We start from the raw sequence: 20847 nt of genomic DNA, 5'->3' as shown, positions 1-20847 counted from the left end.
AACCCCTCACGCATGGTTTGAACTACAAGATACCTGCGCTTATCACGCAGAGTTTTATCAAGAGAAGATAGTATATCCAGAAACAATGCGGCGTGCAAAGCACTTGGACAACGGTTTTCCCCGCGTTTCGCTTGACTTATATGGTGAGTTCATTACAGATAAGACTGCCTTTATCCTAACCGGAGAAAACTTGCGCTATATCGTCGCTCTTCTCAATTCCAAACTCATGCGTTTTCTAATACCACTGTATGTTTATTCTTGGGATGATAGTGGATTTTTGATGCAAAAAATCTTTGTCGAGCGGCTGCCCGTTCCCAAAATTACCGCCGCAGAGCAACCTCCGTTCATCCACATAGTGGACAGCATCCTGCAAGCTAAAGCGGCCAATCCGGGGGTGAACACCAGAGCGGCCGAGGCGGAAATTGATCAGTTAGTCTATCAACTCTATAACCTGACCGATGAGGAAATTAGTCTTGTGGAATCTTGATTATTACTATAACAATGGATCCTCTATATACATTTCTATATTGATATAAAATTTTGAAAATAATAAACTTAAAGAGAATATAGTATTGAAATTTTAGGTTCCCTCAATGATTTTTATTTCATCAATATTTAGTTCATAAAGCTGATAAACCAACTTGTTAATCTGGTTTTCAAGTTCAGTGATGTCTATGTTTTGATCTTTGGTTTTGGTGGCAAGGATTTGATCAACCAAATTGATAAAGGGTTGTTGTTGGGCTACGGTAAGTTTTGGTATTGGGAGTTCAACAACATACTGATGGATCCATCGCCAACCATTTTTATCCAGTTTTTGGTTTATCATATCTAAGTAGCAGAGAATTGCTTTCGAGTTTAAGACAGCAAGTAAATAAAGCATTGATTCACCTGTCATAATGTAACCTGTGTTTAACGGAAACATCATATTCTTGTCATAAGAAAATGAGTTTCCAGATCTAGATAAATCTGCCCAAACAATCTTTTCTTTTTCAAACTCTGCGTGATAAGCGCAGTTACGCAGGTTGTAAGGAGTAACCCCTTTATCTTGCCGTTTTTCCAGCCTTGTATAGAACTTGTCTAAATGGGCTTTGATGGCCGGGTAGTTTTCAATATCAATAGGTGGGATATTATCATAACCATTATGTGAGTCTATCAACCACAATCCTGCCCAATTCGCTTGATAGCGCTTGATGTCGCGCCCGCGCAGAATCGGTTTAATGATCTCTGCACTGTTCGCATCCTGCGCAACCAGCGCGTCCTTAGTTTGGTTATTAATGATAAAGGCATCATTATAGCCCGTTAATACTCCTCGATAAATGGATATATCCCATTCTTTCAGCGGTTTACCTATTCGCTCTATCTTCTCTTTTAAGTTGATTTCTGCTTTGCTGCCGATAAACCAGGTATCGTTGCCGAGGCGTGGTAGATGAACTGCGTTTTCTTTTACATATTTGCCGATACTGTCGCCTGCCTTGAAGTCACTTTTGAAATGTGTTGCCTGTAGTTGTTGTCTGGGCGATGCTTTTTCTATCAGCAGGATGTTGGTATCCACAGTGGCAGTCTCAAACACTTGAAACCCGCCAAAATCCAGCAGATTTTTGGTATTGGTTTTTTTCGCAAAGAACTCGCGCAGTTTTTTACCATAGCCGGCTCGCATCCATTTGTTAGATGTAATATAGCAGAGGTGTCCGTCGGCTTTGAGCAGAGCGACGCCTTTTTCGTAAAACAGGCAGTAAATATCACCTGTACGAATAAAAGTGGCAAAGCCGGAGTCCTTGTATAGTTTGCCCAGTTTCCCATTGTCTTTCTGTAACTGAATATAAGGCGGATTTCCAATGACTACATTAAACCCATCCTTGATACCGAACATCCATTCCTGGTCAAAGAAATCAGCGGTGGCATTTTGGTCATAAGGGTTCCAATAGGCGATCTTTTCAGTGGTTTCACTGGGAAAACCATCGCGTTTTAGCAACTCACTGATTTCAGCACGGATTTGGTCGTCCTGGCCACGGTATTTGTCTTTGGTTCTTGGAGTGCGGGCGGTAAAGTATTTTCTCCGCACTTCGGCTAATTCCTTTTCTTTTTGGTCAATCTGCGGGTTTCGGATGGAAATTTGCGCGGGTTTATCCACACTGAGAAGTGTATTGGCTGCTACAAACTTGGTTTCCAAATTGGGCAATGGTCGAACGCCTCGGTTTTCCCGTGAATTATCAATTTTCTGATCTACGATGAGCGAAATAAAGAAACGAAGTTTGGAAATCTGTACAGCTATCGGCTGAATATCGACCCCATAGATACAGTTTTCAATTAAGTAGAGTTTGCGTCCGTAGTCGAGTTCGTTCCGTTCAAAAGCCTCATTGATATTGTCGATTTCCTGCTCAAGGTCGCGGATGGTGTTTTCACGAACAGTGCTGTCGTCAATTTTTTCTGCTGTCTCAATGGTGCTTTCAACTCTGGCAATTTGCCGTTGCCTCCACTGATCGTTGCCTGGGTCAAGTTTTCCAAGGATGAAAACCAGCTTACGTAGGATGCCCATGGGGAACTCGCCCGAACCGCAAGCGGGATCGAGGATTTTGAGATCGTCAATGGCTTTGATTAACTGCTCGGTTTCTTCGTCACAGAATCGGTGCGGTTCATCGTTATATGTGATCAAGTGGCGGAGATTACTTTCGATAAAGGCTTTTTGTTTATCAGATAGCGATCCTTTTTGTATCTCAAGCCGAGATTGTACCGGCTCTGTTTGACCAGTGAGATCCAGTTGCGAAGGGGGCGTTGTCGCGGAAAGGGTGCTTTTGGATTCGTAAGATGAAATGAGGGTAGATTTGAAATAGGCAATCAATGACTCGTCCGTCATGTAGTTGACTATTTCGCGGGGTGTATAAAAAGAGCCGGTCTGCTTGCGGGCAGTTGTCTGTGTTTCGGGATTGTACGCGGCAAGCAAGTTTTCAAAAACCTTGCCGAGCAGTTCGGGATCAAGTGCGACTTCCTCTTCTATAGGCGTATTTTCAGCTACCGTGAATTTGTAACGGTCGAGAATATTAATCAGCCCGCGCACCTTATAACGTTTACCTTTTGTGCCGTAAGCCGCGTTGAGGTCAACATCCTGTTCATCGGAAAAAAATAGAAAATTGGGGACATGCAGCGGAATGTCGTTTCGGTCAGAAAAGCCGTCAACACGCAGGATCTTTTTGGAGTTGTCTTTGCCGGGTTTATCCAGACACTCAAACAAACCGCCATTGAGAAAGGGAATCTCCTGAAAAAAACCGAGTGCTTCTTTAGAATGGTTGAAATACCGCTCATATCGGTAAAGAGAATGCACCATGTAGTGCTGATCGCGTCCACTCGATTGCTTGGCCCGATGCCTGAACTTGCGGTTCTTAGGTTTCATCTCTGTATTGAGTGTGGCAAAGAAAAGATTTTGAAGAACCGCTTTGTAATAGGTGCTTTTCAGGGGATCGGTATTTTTGAGGATTTTATCAATCTGCTTTTTATCAAAGAGAGCGTTCTGTACCAGTCCTTTTTCCTTGATAAACCACACAAAAATTAGCCGCGTGATCAAGCGGATCAAGCTGGTGGCGTTGCGAATCTCTTTATCTTTTTCCATATCTGCTGGGAACGTCACTTGATCAACAGCCCAGAAGTACCAGTCGGAGAGTTCGCGATAGAACTGCTTGTTCAGTTCTTGAATATTAAGTGTTTTAGCCCAGGCGCGATGGAGTGCAACAAAGTTGTGAATACCGTGTGTTTTGTGCAATTGTTCGAGGGCAAGGTCGAATAGGATTTCAATGTGTGCTCGGTGGGGATCACTACAATCAATATTTTTAATCAGTGTCACTTTTTCGAGAACATCGCGGGATTCGTCGCGTTTGTGCAAACGGCGGTCAATAATCGAGAAGGTCAGGGTCTGCCCGTGCTGGAAAAGCACCATTGCGGGCATTGGAGTCAGCTTGTTGATTTCGCGGGTAATATTGGACAGTTGCGTACGGGTGTAATTGCCATTCTGTAGTTTCAGCGCAAAGAACAGGTATGACTCAATACGAGTGTTATCAATCTGCCGGTTATCAAAAGGGATTTGTATATTATCACTCTCGGTGATTTCCTCTTCCCGTAATTGAAAGAGAAGATCAATTGACACCCAGTCATCTATCTGTGCCCGCTCCCGATTCATCTTATCAGACAGATCGAACTCTGCAATAAACCCCTTTGCGGTATTTGGTTCGATATCCATCTCTAAATCGCTATGGTAACCGAGCGTGTTAAGCAGATTTCGGGCATTTTGGGCGAGGTCCCCAGCTTTAAAGCGTTGTAAAGCTCCAGAGATTTTCTGTTTGTATTCTATGTCATTCATTATTGATTTTCCGATTTAATCACCAGCCAGGTGATGAGTTCAAAATCTGTAGTTTTGCTAACCTGTTGTTGTTTTTTGGGCAGGGTGCCACTGCGATCACCTAATAGATTACGGATAGCGCGTTTTTGATAGGTGCGACTGAGTGAACGAACAGCTTTCTGAAGCAGTTCGTTGTATTGCGTCATATCTGCGCCGTTGTTTGTCTGCTTGTCGAATAAGGCGCACAGTTCCTCATAAGGGTTTTTTGCATTTTCGCATAGCTGACGGTACATCTCGAGAATTTGCTTGGGTTGGGCAAAGGTAAAGCGTACTGCGCCATCTTCCCGAATATAGACAAGGAAATAGGGCTGCAATGGATTGACCTTCTCATTTCCCGTTGAATCCCCTTTCTGCCGCAGACAGAAAACAACGCCAGGAGTAATCACTGGATAATCCGGATGCGTTGGAACAACTGCATAAAGTCCAAACGGCGCGTCTTCGAGGATTTGCCTATTGCTTTCAATATACTTCATCAATTCGATGCGGAAGTCGTCGAGGGTAAATTCATTGAGTGCAATGCTTTCGTTGAAATCCTCCAGGTCTAATACTTCTTCTTGCAAGCGCAGGAGTTGTTGGTTCCGATATTTGAGTTCATCAGAAATTACGTCTTGAATATCCTCTGGTTCCAACAGATTATCTCCCTGCGTGGCAGTGATATCTACCAGTGCCATCCGCGCCTCAACGCGATTTTTCAGTTTGATGTAGCGGTTGAGGTCAGATGTCGGCCAGAAGTTGACAAGCTGAACACTGTGATTGATGCTACCGATGCGGTCAATCCGCCCAAACCGTTGAATAATTCGCACTGGATTCCAGTGAATATCGTAGTTAATCAAATAATCGCAGTCTTGCAGATTTTGGCCTTCGGATATGCAATCAGTACCTATCAGTAGATCAATCTCATCATCTTGTGGCATGGATTCCATCTGAGCGCGTTTTTTAGCAACGGGAGAAAAATTTGTCAGGATGTTGCTAAATTCATTTCTGCCAAAGGTCGTCTTATTCTCGGAACCCCCCGATACCATTGCAATATGAATCCCCAACTCATCGGTTGCCCATTGACGCAGTGCATCGTAGAGATATGTGGCAGTATCGGCAAAGTGGGTGAAGACCAATACCTTGCGATTTGGCTGGTCATTTTTGGTGGTTGTCGGATGTTTGACTTTTTCTGCAATGAGTTCTTTCAGTTTGGCGAGTTTGGCGTCTCGGTCAGGCGTAATGTCCTTTGCGAAAAGGTAAGGTAACTCGAGCTGTTCTTTGTCGCGCTTCAAATCTTTCAGCCACTTATCAACATTGAGATGCGCCATTTTGAAGACGAGCTTTTCTCCTACCTGCAATGCTTCCTGCAATTCTTCGTCTTCAAGGGCTTCAATTTCGATCTCTTCCAAATCCAAATCAGGGTTGTCATCGCGGAACGCTTGAAACCGTCTGATTCGTTCTTCCAGTGCCTCAATTTTTTCCATAGTACGCTGCATTGTAATGGCAAATGAATGAACGGAACTTTCCAACCTTTTGAGAAAATTCACCTTCATCATGCCAATCAAGTAATGTTCACGGTCGCTTTGTGTAAAATTTCGGATCTGCTGAGTATCGTATTGGGATTGGTATTCGGGAAGGACGTATTTTGAGGGATTGAATAGGGAAAGCTGGTAGTTAGAGATTTCATTGTTCAACTCGTCGTAAGATATAAACTGATTCTTCAGATCAATATTAGGAGAAACAGAGATAGGCTTACTTCGAGTTGGAAATCCACCGAGTTCTTTAAGCGAATCCCGATAGTATTCCTCAATATGTTTTCTTGAACGGGCGATGGTTAATTCATCAAGTAGCTTGAAAAAGGCAGAACTGAGTTGTTCCAACAAAGCAGAAGTTTTTCGGTGTACACTCCTCTGCTTCGCCCATTCTGTAAACGTGCGCTGTGCAGTTGCCAGTGTGTCTTTCAGGCTGACAATACCGAGCGACCCTCGGAAAGCGTCATCGCGATCTTCAGTAAAAAAATAGATCTGATTGCGTAAATCTTTTAAATCATTGTTCACTGGTGTAGCGGAAAGCAACAAAACTTTGGTTTTGACCCCGCTCTGGATAATATCCTCCATCAAGCGTTGATAGCGGCTCTTGCGAATCAGATTGCCGTCCTCGTCTCGCTTGCCTGGTGTGTTGTTGCGGAAGTTGTGCGACTCATCGATCACGACTAAATGGTAGTTGCCCCAGTTGATGGTCTCAAGAGGAATATCTCCCGACTTACCTCCATCGCGGCTCAGGTCAGTGTGTGATAGGACTGTATATCCAAAGCGATCTTTGAGGAAGGGATTCAGTTCGCTGTTATTCTGCGCCTGGTAAATCGTCCAGTTGTCGCGCAGTTTCTTGGGACACAATACGAGGACTTTGTCATTTTGCAGTTCAAAGTATTTGATTATTGCCAGAGCTTCGAAGGTCTTACCCAGGCCAACACTGTCGGCAATGATACAGCCGTTGTGTTGACGAATTTTGTTGATCGCGCCTTTTACGCCGTCTTTCTGAAATTCAAACAGGGCGTTCCAAATCTCTGTATCGACGAGTTGCATCTGCTCGGCGAGCAACCCGCTACTCTCCTGTTCATCCAAATACTGCTCAAAGATATGAAACAGGGTTTTGTAGTAGATAAATTCCGGCGCGTGATTTTGATAGAGTTGCTCAAGGTATAATAGCACCTCCGCTTTAACATCTTCGACCAGTTCTTGGTTATTCCAGAGTTCATCAAACCATGTTTTCAGATCGCGGCGGTCACGGTTGCTATCTACCTCCAGATTGAGTTCAATATTGTTGCTCGTCTGGCTCAGCCCCAGGCCTCGTACCGTAAAATTAGAACTGCCCATAATGGCGTCTTCCACACCGTTATGGGCAATGTGGTACATTTTTCCGTGTAATAGATTCAGTGCTTTTATTGACCGAATCTGTACCTTTTTTTTGATCCACTCGGCGCATTCTTTGGCAACGCGCTTTTGCTCAAGTCGGTTCTGAAGTTGCAAGCCTTCATCCTCGATCTTGAAGGCTTTTTTGTCCGTCCTTTCCGGGTCGAGGCTTTTGACAAAACGCGGCTCGCCAAACAAAAATCGCAGGTCTTTAATATCTACCAGAGATGCTTTCAAGGCTTCAAAAGCGTAGATTGTAAAGTACGCAGAGACGATTGAAAGTGATGATCCATTCTGGATTTTGGACTTGAGGAAATTGCCCACTGTACCCCGATGGTGGTTATCTCGGATTCCTGAGATTTGCAAAGAGAGGTTATTTTGTGACATGGGGTACTCTTGATTTGATAATTTGGGGATGGATTGAACTGCTATCGGAATTGAACATCACTCATAAATCAGCACTTTGTCCCGCTGCGTGTTGGGCTTTTGCGCCGACGCCGAGGACGTTTAGGAAGCCTTCGGAATCGCGGTGGTCGTAGTCGCCCACGTCTTCCATTGAAGCGGTTTCTTCGGAGTAGAGAGAGTGGGGAACATTTTCCGATGATTGAAATAATACCGTGCCTTTGTATGCGGCGACTGTGATTGTGCCCGTCAATAATTTTGCCACGGGTGCGAGCGCGCCTTGCATCATTTGAGTGGATAAATCGCAGTAATATCCCTGATAGATTTGTTCGGCGAGGGATGAAGATATCGAATCGTAAAATTTTCGCGCGCGCCGGTCCAGAACTTGTTGGAGCAAGAACTCGTAACATGCGCCGAGCAGGCAAAGTCCCGGGCTTTCATATACGCCGCGCGATTTGATGCCGACAAAGCGGTTTTCCACGGTGTGAATCCCAATGCCCACGCCGTTTCGCCCGCCTATTTCATTGGCTTTCAGGATTGCGGTCGCGGAATCGGTGTCCGTACCATTGATTTGTACCGGGAGGCCCGCGTCTATTCTGACGGTAAATGGTTCGGGTGTATCTGGTGCCTGTGCGGGAAATACGCCCATGCCCGGTTCGATAAAATCGGCTGCGACATCGAGGTATTCGAGTTTGCCCGCTTCGTGTGTTAGGCCCAGAAAGTTGGCGTCGGTAGAATAGGGTTTTTCATACGTCGCTGTGATCGGCAAATTGTATGTATTGCAAAAATCGATCATTTCTTTGCGCCCGCCAAATATGTCGAGAAATGCGGGGTCGCGCCAGGGGGCATACACGGTTACGCTGGGTTTGAGCATGTTGGCGACGAGTTGAAATCGCACCTGGTCGTTGCCGCGTCCGGTTGCGCCGTGCGCGAGTACGTCGATATCGCGACGGTCCATTTCCTCCAATAATCCCCGCGTGGTGACATATCGCGCGATGCCGGTTGTATTCCAATATCCGCCTTCGTAACGCGCTTGTCCAATTAGCATTGCAATACCCGCTTCTGCCAGGTCGGTCTTTAGATCAATCAGCACGGCTTCACGCGCGCCACAGGCGAGCATGCGTTTGGATATGTCATCGATATTTTCCTCATCGGGTTGTCCAATATCTGCGGTCAAACTCACGACATTTACGCCGCGGTCAGCCAGCCATTTTGTCACGGTGCAACTGTCCAAGCCTCCCGACGATGCAAGTGCCACTGTTTTTCCGCGCAGTTCATTAAGCGTCATTGTTTTCATCCTTCGTCTAAAGAAAAGCCCGCACTATTCAGTAAATCTATCACATTTTCGCGTGCGTGTCGGATGCGAATATCGATTTCTTCAGCGGTAAAATCGCCACCTGTGCCGTTTACGCGCTCGACGACCACTGGGCCATCAAAGCCCGCTTCGAATGCCGTGGCAAAGATGCGTTCAAAATCTATATCTCCTTCACCGGGAATGGGGAAGTTGTTTTCTGCTTTGGGACCCATGTGGTCTTTGGCGATTATTTTACAGGTTTGGTCTGCAATATGGGGAAAATCGTCTTCGGGAGATATGCCTTCGTAATAATGGACATTTCCCGGGTCGTAACAGGCTCGCACCGAGGGCCGATCAATTTCGGGGAGAAGGCTGGCGAGATGTTTTGCGGTTGCGGTATTGCCGGTATGTGGTTTGGGTGCGAGGATAATGTTTTGTTTTTGTGCATAGGTGCCCGCTTCTTTCAGGTCTGCGACATAGGCGTCGTGGGCAGATTGAAAGACTTCGGGGGCGAGTGGTTCATGGGGAAAACGCCGATATCCGCCTGCACCTCCCATCTGAATTGTTTCGGCGCCAAGTGCCTGGCACACATCAATTCTGTGCATAAGATAACGCGCGTTATCCCTTGCCGGGGTGGATCCAAGTCCGACTACGACAGGGGTTAAGCCCGCTTGTTCACACAGGGTTTTTGTGCGATGCACAAGGGGTCCGTCGGGATCAAAACCGAGCGTATCTTCGCCTTCGTGCGACCAGCCCAAACCCACATGGGAATATCCCGCGCGGGCAACGCCTTCAATCCCTCGCTCGAGAGGATAGTTTGCATAGGGTAGTGTTAGACATACGAGTTTGACCAAAAGAGACCTCCACAGGTGTTAGTCGGTTTTCCGCGTTATAAATAGTGCGAGAAATCCGGGCAAAAAGGCGATGGTCCAGGAGAGCAACTTGTAGAGATAGTGCGGTCCGCCGAGCGCATGTTTGGTCCAAATGCCCAAAATTAAGAAGGCGAGGCCGGAAGTCACGGCGGCGAGGATACCTCGGAGCAATGTGCGTTTCAGGCTTTCGGAGATGGTGTTCACCCACCAGTGGAGCAGGGCTGCGAGGATCCACAGTTCCATCCACGCGACGATCACCGCGTCAGAGCGGATGAGCGGGCGCATGAGATAATATCCACCGGCGGATAATATGCCAATTACGAGGCCACCGAGTGCGCCCAATAAAATCGATTGTGTCGTTTTGCCGCCATAGCCGAGAACAATTCCCAAACAGAGGCACAATAGTGCGCCGTGGAGGATGCCGGTAAACATGCGGTGTTTGATCGCGTGGTGCGCCCATAAAAAATCGCCCAGTGTGCTGATCGCGGCGAGTATGATCGCGGCGACGAGTGCGCGTAAGATTCCGTTGTATTGAATAGTCATGTGCTCCTCCTGGATAATTGAGGTCTATCCATTTTGTCGATATGCGGGGTTGGGCGTGGGTATCACAGCACCGGCGTCTGTCAGGAATTGGTTGATTAATTTGTCTAATTCACAGACCAGATCGGGATATTCGTCCGCCAAATTATTTGTCTCGCCAATGTCTTCCACCAGGTTGTAAAGTTCTACGCGATCGGTCTGGTCGTCGTTGTCGCAGTAGAACCGGATGAGTTTCCAATCGCCTTTGCGAACATAAGTCGATGGCAGGCCATCTGCTGCCGGCGTATAGTGCGGAAAGTGACAGAAGATGGTGTCTCGATCGAGGATTTCGCCGCGGAGTGCGGGTGCAAAACTGATGCCGTCAACCGATGCAGGTGCGTCGAAGCCACAGAGTTCGGTCAGGGTGGGGAAGAAATCGATGCTCTGCACAATCGCCTGGTCGTTGCGGCTGCCCGCTTCAATATGGCCAGGCCACGCGATAATTAGCGGTTCTCGGGTGCCGCCTTCGTAGATATTTGCCTTTCCGCCTCTTAAGGGTGCGTTACTCGTGATGGGTACATCGATATAATCGGGATGGACGTGTTCTTTCGCGCTCCAGTGTACTCCGCCGTTGTCCGAAAAGAAGATTACGATGGTGTTGTCTAAAATTCCCTCTTCTTCAAGTGTTCCCATTAATTGCCCTACTGCGTCGTCCATTGTTTCAACCATGGCTGCGTAAACGGGATTGTGCTGGGGGTCTTCAATATCGACTTTTTGCGCGTATTTTTCTATTACATCCTGTTTGGCGTGCCAGGGGGAATGTACGGAAAATTGCCAGAATTGGAGATAAAAAGGTGTGTCTTTGTTTTGGCGAATAAATTCAATGGCTTCCAGTGCCATGCGATCTTCCAGGTGTTCGCCCGGTTCGCCCTTGTTGGGATAGACTTTCCACGGCGCAAACCAGCCATCGGCCAATGGGCTGGGGGCAGGTGTGTGCGGGATGTCGATGTCGAATCCGTGTTCAAACGGGCTATAAGGCTCTGCACCCAGGTGCCATTTCCCAATGTGCGCGGTTTTGTATCCGGCATCGCGAAATACCGAGGATAGGGTCTGGTATTCTGTGCTTAAGCGGGTGACGCTTTGCGCGATCAGAGCTTTGTTATGCGGTGGTCCTTTTTCGTTTAAAGAGGAATCGAGTACAATGCGGTCCAGATGGCATCCCGGTGTTGTAATACCAACGCGCGCGGGCCACAATCCCGTTATGATGCTCGCGCGAGTAGGCGAACACAGGGGATTGGCCGCGTACGCATTGGTGAACATCATGCCGCGCTCGGCAAGGGCGTCGATATTTGGAGTTTTGCAAAATGCGCTGCCGTATAACGACGTATCGCGCCAGCCCAGGTCGTCTGCGAGAATGAATAATACATTTGGTTTATTTTTTTCCATGGGGTCCTCTATCTCAGACTTTATCAATTCCCTCTCGGGTTTCGGCAATGAGCAGATCGACGACGGCGCGCAATGCCTCTATTTCAGTGGCACCCTCCAGGCGGCAGATGCGAAAATGGTCAACCTGTCGGTCCGCGCTGCTGCCGTCGCGGATGATTTCGGATACGCGGTGTAATTCGTCTTCGCAGTCGAGTGCTCGGGCGTCGTCGGTCAATTGTTCAATTAGTCCGTGTGCGTAGTCGTCGATGTCCATGCGCCCTCCGTCTCGCGTATCACCCAGGAACGCAAATACCCCGTAGCGCTGTGCAAGCCAGCGATTTTCGGCGATGATTTCGGTGCGTGGCTCAGGAGGCAGGGTGCCTGCCCGCGCCTGCCGCAGCAGCATGCGGATGAGAGATGCGTAGAGTGCGACTATGCATACTGCGTCTTCGATGTGCGAACAGGTGTCGCAGATGCGTATTTCTACTGTTGGATAAGCGTTGCCGGGGCGGATGTCCCACCAGAGTTCACTGCCGTCTCCGATAAAGTTCAGGCGCTGGTAGTCTTCTACGAGTTGCTCGTATTCTGCTTGAGAATACAGGGCCCCGGGAAGGCCGGTGCGCGGGAGGGCACTGAAGAGGTTCAGGCGATAGGACTTGAAGCCGGTGAGGTTTCCGCCGCTGAACGGCGACGAGGTGGATAGCGCGTGGAGCAGGGGCAGGTACCGGCGAAGTGCGGTCATGACGCGGATGCGTTCATCTGGGTTCCCGAAGCTGGCGTGGATATGCATGCCTCCGATGAGCAATCGCCGCACGGATTCCTGGTACGTGACTTCAAATTCCTCATAGCGCTTTTGTGGTGTGGGCGTCTGTGCTGACCACGACGCGAAGGGATGGGTGGAGGCAGCCATCAATGCGGCACCGTATTTTACAGCGGCATCAATGACTATCCGACGGGTCTCTATCAGTGCTGTGCGGACTTCGGCTATTGATGTGCAGACGCGGGTGTTGGTCTCTATTTGGGAGCGCAGAAATTCCGTCACTACTTTGTGCGGTCCGCTGTTCTTTTCGCAAACGGCGAGGATGCCCGGGTCGGGATCGGCAACGAGGTCGCGGGTGTTGGGGGCAACGAGAAAGAATTCTTCTTCGACGCCGAGGGTGATTTTGAGGTCTTTATCCATATTGGGCCTTTTATGCGATTGCTTCGGCCAATTCTGTAAAATCGGCGACGGTTACATCTGTGCGATACGGGGAGTCTTCGTAGGGCAGGTTATAGCGGTTTACGTATGCACCTCGCATACCGCAGGCGCGGGCGCCTACCACATCAAACGAGTTGGCCGATACCATCATGCATTCGCCTACTTCCAGTCCCAGGATTTGCGCGGCGCGGCGATACACGGCGGGATGTGGCTTGAATGCGCCCATTGTCGTTACGGAGATGACGGCGTCGAAATCCCACTGGATTCGGTTTTTCGCCAGGTGATCGAGAAAGGCGGGGTCGCCGTTGGATAGTCCGACGAGTTTGTAACGCGTGGTCAATTTCTCCAGCCCTGCTCTGACTTCTGGAAAGGGCGATAATTCCTGCCAGCATGCAAAGAATGTCTGTACTTCCTCTTTTGACATTTCAATTTTATTCAGGGCGAGCACATATACAAATGCACGCCGCACTGTCTCCAGGTAGCCTCCGTGCCCGAGCATCATGATTGTGTCCTGAAATTGCTCCAGGCGTTGACGATAGCGCCATTGCTGCCAGAACTGTTCTGCTGTGGTGTCGGATCCTTTTTCTCGAAGCATTTCGTCGATAAATGGCGTCAAGCTGCCACCCAGATCCAAAATCGTGCCAAATAGGTCAAATGTCAATGCCTGTACTTGTTCAAATTTTGCCATTGAGGCCTCCGTCAACTATATCCCTGTACTTTTACTTTTTCACCTGTGCGCGCAGATTCATGGGCGGCGAGGGAAATCGCAATGGTGCGTCTGCCGTCGTGGCCGTTGGACTGTGGTTGTTCGCCTGTGCGGATACACTTTAAAAAATAGGTCATTTCTTCCAGCAGGCCATTGTTCCTCTCATAAGTCATGTGTTCGGGTTTTTCGCCTACCCGGTTGAGTGTGAGTTGCGCGCCTGTTCCGCTGGTAATTTTCACTGAGCCTTCGGTGCCAGCTACGCCCAGTTCATAGCTTCCACCTGGATAAATTCGGCTGCTGCTCAAAGACCCGATTGCGCCTGAACTGAATTCCAAATTGATAAAGATACTTTCCTCTACGGTGTTATGTGACGCATCGTCGTATCTCATCACAGCCTGAACAGCGCGCACATCGCCGGCCATCCAGGTGAGTTGATCCAGTTCGTGGCTGTGCATTGAAAAAAGCCCGCCGTATCTCTCCTTATCCAATTGCCATCCCGCTACGCCCCCAGGTGCGCCTGTGCCCAAACGTACGGTATGCGCCATGCGCACCTCGCCAATTTGTCCTTTATCGATTAATCGTTTCATTTCGCGGTAGGCATTTTGAAATCGCCGCACATATCCGATCATTAAAAAAACACCCGCGTTATCAGCAGCTTCAATCATCGCGTCGCAATCTTCAATTGTGAGTGCCATGGGTTTTTCGCAGAAGACATGCGCGCCTGCTGTGGCGGCATCGACTGTAATGGGGCTGTGTACAAAATTGGGTGTTACTACCAGTACGACGTCTGGAGATTGCGCCGATAGCATGGTTCGGTGATTGTCGTAAACAGCTGGTTGGGACGCGAGTTTGTCAGATAGAGCCTCTGCCGAAGCCCGTTGATGGTCGCAAACTGCCACGAGTTCTGCACCTGCTATACTCTCTACGTTGGCGGCGTGTCGCGATCCCAGTCCTCCACAGCCGACGAGTCCTATTTTGAGCGTTTGGTCGGATGTCATGTCGCTTTCCTTCTATAGATGAACTGGCGTACCCCGATCCCGTGCGGATGCTTCAGCGGCGAAGCAGGCCAGATGGGTATTGACCGCTACGGATAGATTATCGTGGGATTCCACGTCGGTTGTGATACAGTCGATGAAGTGGTCGATCATTTCCTGGAAGGGATGGTGTGATACAGCGCCGCTGTCTGGCAATACGGTTGGTATTTCAGATAGGTCGCGTTGTCCTGGGATTTGTTTTGTATAAAACCGATTGTTGCGGATTATGCCTTCGTCGCCAAACACTTCCAGATTGAATACATAGGGCATGAAAAATTCGGTCGATCCGGAAATTTTTCCCGCGGTGCCGCGCTCAAACTGAACCGCGGCTGCGGTTGTTGCGAGATATGTTTCGGGATGACTGGAATTGCGGGCGGATACTCCGGATACTTGAACGATGGGGTCATTATCCAGCACATATCGCGCAGCATCCATTGCGTGACAGCCTCCGTGTACAATAGCCCCGGCAGTCATGGGATTCCATCCGGGTTTTTCAAATTTTTTGGGGCGCTGATGGGTTGGCCCGTGCCAGTAGTCGGCCTGTACGAGAAGTGGCTGTCCGATCCATCCCTTTTCAATGACTTGTTTGATGGATAGGACCATCGGGTTCCACCGCAGGACAAAGCTTACGACGGTTTTTACCCCGGCTTTTTGAACCGCTGCATCCATGGCGTGTAGTTCGTCGGGGTTCAGGGCTACGGGTTTTTCGATCAGGATGTGTTTGCCAGCTTCGGCTGCTGCGATGGTTTCTGCTGCGTGTAAATCAGGGGGTGTGCAAATCGATACCAGATCCACGCCGGGATGGGCGAGCATGCGGTCGTAAGAGTCGAATAGTTCACAATCCATACCGCAGGCGATGGCCTTTTTTTGCGCGCTTTCCATTGTGCGACTGCCAATGGCTACGACCCGGGTATGGGGGTTATTCTCGTATGCTTTGATATGTTCGGTGGATACATTTCCCGCGCCTTGAATTGCTACTCCGATCATTGGGTTTCCTTTTTAGTAATTGTGTACATTGTGCCCGCGTGCGGGGAACCACACCCAATCGATGGCAAAGACCAGAGCCGTGCTCACGGCCTGGGCGACGATCAATCCGATAAAAAAGGGCTTGCCGCGTTCGTAGAGATCCACGCCGCCTATTCTCATCAGCAGCGATTTGATTGCCCAGACGATCACAATTGAAAAGAAGACCTTTGTGACGCCGTAGTTGCCCTGTATGGCCAGGCCAATGGGGTGCAGGGGCCACCAGGGGAGCCAATAGCGGGCCATTGTGAATGCGGCCATAGCTGCCGCACCGATTAAAGCCCATATTGCCAACCCGCCTTTGCCACCCATTGGAATGGGATTGCGAATGGAGTTGATCGCTTTGTTAAATGCGCCCGGCGCGGCGTTTTTGAGTCCCATGTTGCCCAGGTTGTACGCGCCATAAGCGTATCCCAGGTACAGTGTGTTGGCGACGGAAACCATATAACCCAGGATGAGTGATATCCCGATCATCAGGGCAATTTGTCTGGGTTTTACCACGCGATCTACGGCTTTGACGGATTGTGTCATGGCGGGCATGACATAGCCTTTGCCAGCGCTGTTAAATATCCGCATAAACGATAGGATTGTGACACTTTGCCCGTTGATTGTTGGCGTGCCCCAAATTTGCAATACTGCGTCAAACGGCTGTACCTGATAATACACGTACACGAGGCCGAGTTCTGCAACTACGCGAGAGAGTCCCAAAAATGTCAACAGGGCAATTGGCAAAAATGTGAGAATGACAAATAGTGCCAGGCCCGCGGCGTATAACCAGGTAGCGACAAATAACAGGGAGACGATCAGTCCGATTACAGCCGTGCGATACGATAGCAATTCGCCGCTGTCATCGACTTCGCAATCTGGTTGCACGGCTTTTCGCCAGACATCTGTGAGGTGTGCGCGGCCCATCCATAGGCTCCAGATTGCGAGAAAAATGAGTGCGCCACCACTTTGCCAGCCCAGGGCGGGACTTTGCCACTGGCGGTCTGCCGCGCCGGGTGTGTACCCAAATTTGTTGAATAAAAGGACCTCAAAGCCAGATAAAAGCACCCATACCCAAACGCTGAACAGCACGTCCAATCGCGCAAAATAACCGAAGCCAATGGCATAAAAACTGACCCTGCGTATTAAAAAAGGAAAGTCGGGGTAGAATCGAAATTGCCCGCCTTCAAACGGAATGTGCGGAAAAATAGGTGTGAAGTACGACCCGATGTTCCAGACTTTTAGCAGCATCACGAGTCCAAATGCGATCCAGAACAGCGGCGACGAAAAAGTCCGGGATAGCCTGCCCCCTTGTTGGGTCTCGGTCAATAGGGTGCCCACTTCTACGATGGGATAGGTCAGGCGTTCGTGATCTACCCACTGGCGGCGCAACATGACGACCACACAAAAGACGGCAAATGCGACTGCGCCGAGGAAGCAGGTCCACCAGAAAAGCGGGGTTATCCAGGCGCCGAGTGCGGGGACATGGCCTGCGGGCGTGCCTTCGTAAAACCAGTTCATCGCACCCGTATCATTTTGCGGTGCCAGCCAGGTTGGGATATTGTGATGGAGATAAAAATTCCATCCATTTTCTGGCGTGGCAAAATAGTACACCCCGGCTAAGACACCGATGAGGTGCCCGGTAACGCCGTCATAAGGGACGATTGCGGCGACGAGTCCCATCCCCAGAACTACGCGCAATTCCGGTGGGGTGAGAACGAGAGAGGGCAGGGCACGGCGCGCGATGATGTTCAATACGGCCAGCGATAAGAATGGAAAGAGCAGTGCCAGTGGAAAATGGCTGCGGCTGATATTGGAGCCGCTCATGTAGTAGGCCATCCACTCGTCCCACAAGACGGTTGCGACGATGATTACGATGGCTACAAAAATGGCCCGGGGTGTTACGGCGCGTCCGCTTTGTACCTCAGTTGCCCGATATGTCGATGCTTCTGCCATATTATTTTATATGCCAATCGGGATCTTCGAGGGCTTCATAGACCACGCCGCCTTCGACCTGCATCGGCATGGGTACTCCGGTGAGATAACAGATTGTGGGGGCGACATCGATTGAGCGCACTTGTTTTGTGAGCATGCCGGTCTGCTTAATCCCCGCGCCTGCAATCACAAATGTCGAATGCTGCCCGGCCATGCCAAAGCTCACCGAGGGCAATTGCTTGCCGTGAGCACCGTCAAATTCGGGATGCAGTGCATAGACCACATCGCCGACCAGGTCGCTCCACAAGTTGACCATTTCGGCATTTTCGCGGCTCAGAGCTAGCGCGAAGGGGTGGCGTCCGGTGGCTTCGTCTTTGTATTCCATCAGCGCGGCGATTAGCTCTCGGCGCACGGTTTCGTAATCGTCCTGGGAAACAATCCCGTCGGGTTCGCGTCCTTCCAGATTGATGAAGATATGGACCAATCCCACGTCGCATGCGCGCGTTTTGCTCCAGTCGATTTGTCCATTTTCGTGGTATTTCACAAATCCCGTTTCTGTGAGGACTTTGCGGATGTTGACTGCGGGGAATTGATTGGATGTGCCGCCGTGATCGGCTACCACTGCGACGACGGTATCGTCGTCGGCAATATCGTCAACGATGCGCCCGATCATGCGATCAATTGACTGATAGGTGCGGAAGACGCCTTCGCGCGACCGCTCGAGAACCGATTGCTCGGCACCGCTGGTGGGATCGGCCTGTCCGAGGAAGAAGTGGCTCGTATAATCCGAAGCGTGCGTTTCAATCATCAGTAGATCCCACGAGCGAGATTCCGTCAGGTATTGCGCCACATCGGCCAGTCGCTGGTGGTGGAACTCCAGCAATTCAAAATACGTGTCATCGTCAATTACGCCCAGGGCATCGCGGCCGGGGTTTTGCAAGAAATTACCGACGTTTTCGTCTATTTCCCGCGCGATTGACGCCGGTTTGGTATAGTCGTCAGGCGGCCAGATTTGCGGTACGAATAGCTCGAACATATCGGCATTTTCGGTCAGTGCGATCAATTTCATCTGTACGTAGCCGCTTACCTGTTCGCCGTCTATTTCAAATGTGTCGAGCCACCAATCGCTCCATTCGCCCACGCCGAGGTCACACACTTTTGAATCTCCGTCTCGCGTGCTACAGACGGATATGCGATCGTATCCCTTTGCGGTTGTCGCATAGATCAAACCGTAAAATGGTTTGGGCGTGCCTTTCTTTCCCCGGTTCATGGGCGCGCGTCCGCGCGCCAAGGGTGTGATCACCATTTCGACTTCGAGCGGTGGCTTTTCGGAGTCGGGCAGTGCTGTCCATCCATCTGCCGCTTTGAGGGTGACGGGGTCAAATTCCGATACGGTTTGCAGGGCGCTCGGGTCCAGTGTTTCGGGGTCGCGCTGTACGACCAGTCGTCGAGGTGCCCACTTGCCTCCTACAAATAAGTGATAGCCCGCGACCTGATGGTGATTGGATACACCGGGTCCCGTGCCTTCTACCTGGATCCCGGTCGTTACTGTGGGCGGCCACGACATTTCCCATTTGACCAGAATCGGCATTTTACCCGCACGCTCATAAGTATTCCAGATGTATTCGGATTTGGATAGTTCCGTATTGATGCCCCAGACGGTCTGGTCCAGTCGTTTGCCCAGGGCGCGGATGTTAAAATCCATTACTTCGTGATTGCCGGGCCACGATCCCGTGGCTATAGCTGTCCATCCCGGCGGCGTGAGGGTGGGAAATACGCCAATCATGGGGCGCCAGGCCCCGCGTTCCATGAGCTTTGCGATATTGGGCATGTGCCCCCAGTCGGCCAGGTTTTTTACAATTTCCATGCTCGCCCCATCCATCCCTATGACAATTGCCTTTTTTGCTGGACTTTCCATATACTCCTCCTCAAAGTAATTGAAGAACGTCTCGCGTTTTTGAGAGCGTTTCATCTATATCTGATCGTGAATGTGCAAACGAAATACTGCCTTGCTTGGTTGCCAGTGGAAAGTGATAGATGCCCTTTTCAATCAATGCGCGACGATACTGTTCGTCAAGCGCGAAATCGTGGTGTTCGGCAATATCGTGCCAATCAACGGGCGCGTGGTCCATAAAATAAACGCAAAAAGCCGATCCCTGTCGGGAAATGAACACTTCTATTCCGGATTCTTTGAATAATGTGGTCAATTCCGTCTCTAACTGTTCGCCCATTGCGTAAAGTTGTTTAAAATCTGCCGATGCGAGTTTTTCCATTGTGGAAATGGCGCCCGCGCATGATATGGGATGGGCGTTGTAAGTTCCGGCGATTAACACGCGCTTTGCGGGCTCTTTGTGGACAAAATAATCCATGAGCGATGCCCGTCCGCCAATCGCGCCAATGGGATAGCCATTGGCTATTGCTTTGCCAAATACGGACAGGTCCGGCATGAGGCCACATATGCTTTGATAGCCTCCCATTGCGTGGCGAAATCCCGTTTTTACTTCGTCGAATATTAGCACAACCCCTCGCGCATCGCACAAATCGCGCAGTTCCTGTAAATAGCCCGCTTGTGGGTGTACGATGCCGATATTTTGCAAAATTGGCTCGAGAATCAGTGCGGCAATATCGTACTGATCCATTGCCCAGCGCACGGAGTTGAGGTCGTTAAAATTTACTACATGTACATCGTCTAACGCGTTATTGGGCACGCCGGCAGAGAGCGGTACTTTTTTGTATTCTCCCGGTGAGACCCGCGGTCCGATTGCGTCTATTGGCGTCATGACATTCAACGCTACGTCGTTGTGCCAGCCGTTGTATCCTCCCTGTATTACGATGACGCCATTGCGCCCCGTGTGCGCCCGTGCGATTCGAATGGCGTGATAGGTGGCTTCCGATCCCGTATTGGTGAGCATGACCTTTTCGACGGACGGGACGTGTTTTACAATTAATGCGGCGCAATGTCCTTCCCAGGGATTGGTGCCCGATCCCATCAGTGTTGCGCCAGCGGTGAGTATTTTTGCCACTGCCGCGTTTACATCCGGATCGTTGTGTCCGAGAATAAATGGCGCGAATGCCGCGTGATAGTCGATGTATTCTTTGCCGTCTGCATCCCAAACATGGCTGCCCTGCCCGCGCACAAAGGCGATTTCCGGTGTGACAGCGCGGTTGACTGATACTAC

Annotated in this window: 14 protein-coding genes; 1 reads left to right on the top strand and 13 read right to left on the bottom strand. The window is 49.8% G+C overall.

All coding sequences use genetic code 11. The features are described from left to right. A partial coding sequence (locus OXH16_16480; protein ID MCY3682995.1) for a class I SAM-dependent DNA methyltransferase occupies positions 1-487 on the top strand: 487 nt, incomplete at its 5' end. A 93-nt stretch (positions 488-580) separates the two neighbouring features. On the opposite strand, the gene OXH16_16475 is transcribed toward OXH16_16480, so the two are convergent. The 13 genes from OXH16_16475 to OXH16_16415 form a co-directional block, all read right to left on the bottom strand. Beyond that, complete coding sequence (locus OXH16_16475; protein MCY3682994.1) at positions 581-4348, bottom strand: Eco57I restriction-modification methylase domain-containing protein; 3768 nt, start codon at positions 4346-4348, stop codon at positions 581-583. Beyond that, a complete protein-coding gene (locus OXH16_16470) occupies positions 4348-7662 on the bottom strand; it encodes a helicase-related protein (protein MCY3682993.1) in 3315 nt (1104 codons plus the stop codon). Before OXH16_16470 ends, OXH16_16475 begins: the two co-directional genes overlap by 1 nt. 61 nt (positions 7663-7723) lie before the next feature. Further along, complete coding sequence (argG, locus tag OXH16_16465) at positions 7724-8965, bottom strand: argininosuccinate synthase (GenBank protein ID MCY3682992.1); 1242 nt, start codon at positions 8963-8965, stop codon at positions 7724-7726. Positions 8966-8970: 5 nt separating this feature from the next. Beyond that, positions 8971-9825, bottom strand: a complete 855-nt coding sequence (locus OXH16_16460) for a sugar phosphate isomerase/epimerase (GenBank protein ID MCY3682991.1) — start codon at positions 9823-9825, stop codon at positions 8971-8973. An 18-nt stretch (positions 9826-9843) separates the two neighbouring features. Continuing rightward, on the bottom strand, positions 9844-10386 hold the full coding sequence (locus tag OXH16_16455) for a hypothetical protein (GenBank protein ID MCY3682990.1): 543 nt from the start codon (positions 10384-10386) through the stop codon (positions 9844-9846). Between the two features lie 24 nt (positions 10387-10410). Beyond that, on the bottom strand, positions 10411-11808 hold the full coding sequence (locus tag OXH16_16450) for a sulfatase (GenBank protein ID MCY3682989.1): 1398 nt from the start codon (positions 11806-11808) through the stop codon (positions 10411-10413). 13 nt (positions 11809-11821) lie between these two features. Further along, on the bottom strand, positions 11822-12967 hold the full coding sequence (locus OXH16_16445) for a carboxylate-amine ligase (protein MCY3682988.1): 1146 nt from the start codon (positions 12965-12967) through the stop codon (positions 11822-11824). Between the two features lie 10 nt (positions 12968-12977). Continuing rightward, complete coding sequence (locus OXH16_16440) at positions 12978-13673, bottom strand: haloacid dehalogenase type II (protein MCY3682987.1); 696 nt, start codon at positions 13671-13673, stop codon at positions 12978-12980. A gap of 11 nt (positions 13674-13684) precedes the next feature. Next, positions 13685-14689 (bottom strand): Gfo/Idh/MocA family oxidoreductase, encoded by a 1005-nt coding sequence (locus tag OXH16_16435; protein ID MCY3682986.1) that lies wholly within the window; start codon positions 14687-14689, stop codon positions 13685-13687. A gap of 12 nt (positions 14690-14701) precedes the next feature. Beyond that, positions 14702-15712 (bottom strand): Gfo/Idh/MocA family oxidoreductase, encoded by a 1011-nt coding sequence (locus OXH16_16430; protein MCY3682985.1) that lies wholly within the window; start codon positions 15710-15712, stop codon positions 14702-14704. Positions 15713-15724: 12 nt separating this feature from the next. Continuing rightward, positions 15725-17689, bottom strand: a complete 1965-nt coding sequence (locus tag OXH16_16425; protein ID MCY3682984.1) for a hypothetical protein — start codon at positions 17687-17689, stop codon at positions 15725-15727. A 1-nt stretch (position 17690) separates the two neighbouring features. Further along, positions 17691-19586: an alkaline phosphatase family protein gene (locus OXH16_16420; GenBank protein MCY3682983.1), complete on the bottom strand. Its 1896-nt coding sequence runs from the start codon at positions 19584-19586 to the stop codon at positions 17691-17693. A 10-nt stretch (positions 19587-19596) separates the two neighbouring features. Next, on the bottom strand, positions 19597-20847 hold a 1251-nt coding region (locus OXH16_16415; GenBank protein MCY3682982.1), incomplete at its 5' end, for an aminotransferase class III-fold pyridoxal phosphate-dependent enzyme.

The sequence above is a fragment of the Gemmatimonadota bacterium genome, from assembly GCA_026705765.1.
GTDB lineage: Bacteria > Latescibacterota > UBA2968 > UBA2968 > UBA2968 > VXRD01.
Note: the sequence above shows the minus strand (reverse complement) of the source record. Positions and strands in the feature narration are given on the sequence as shown.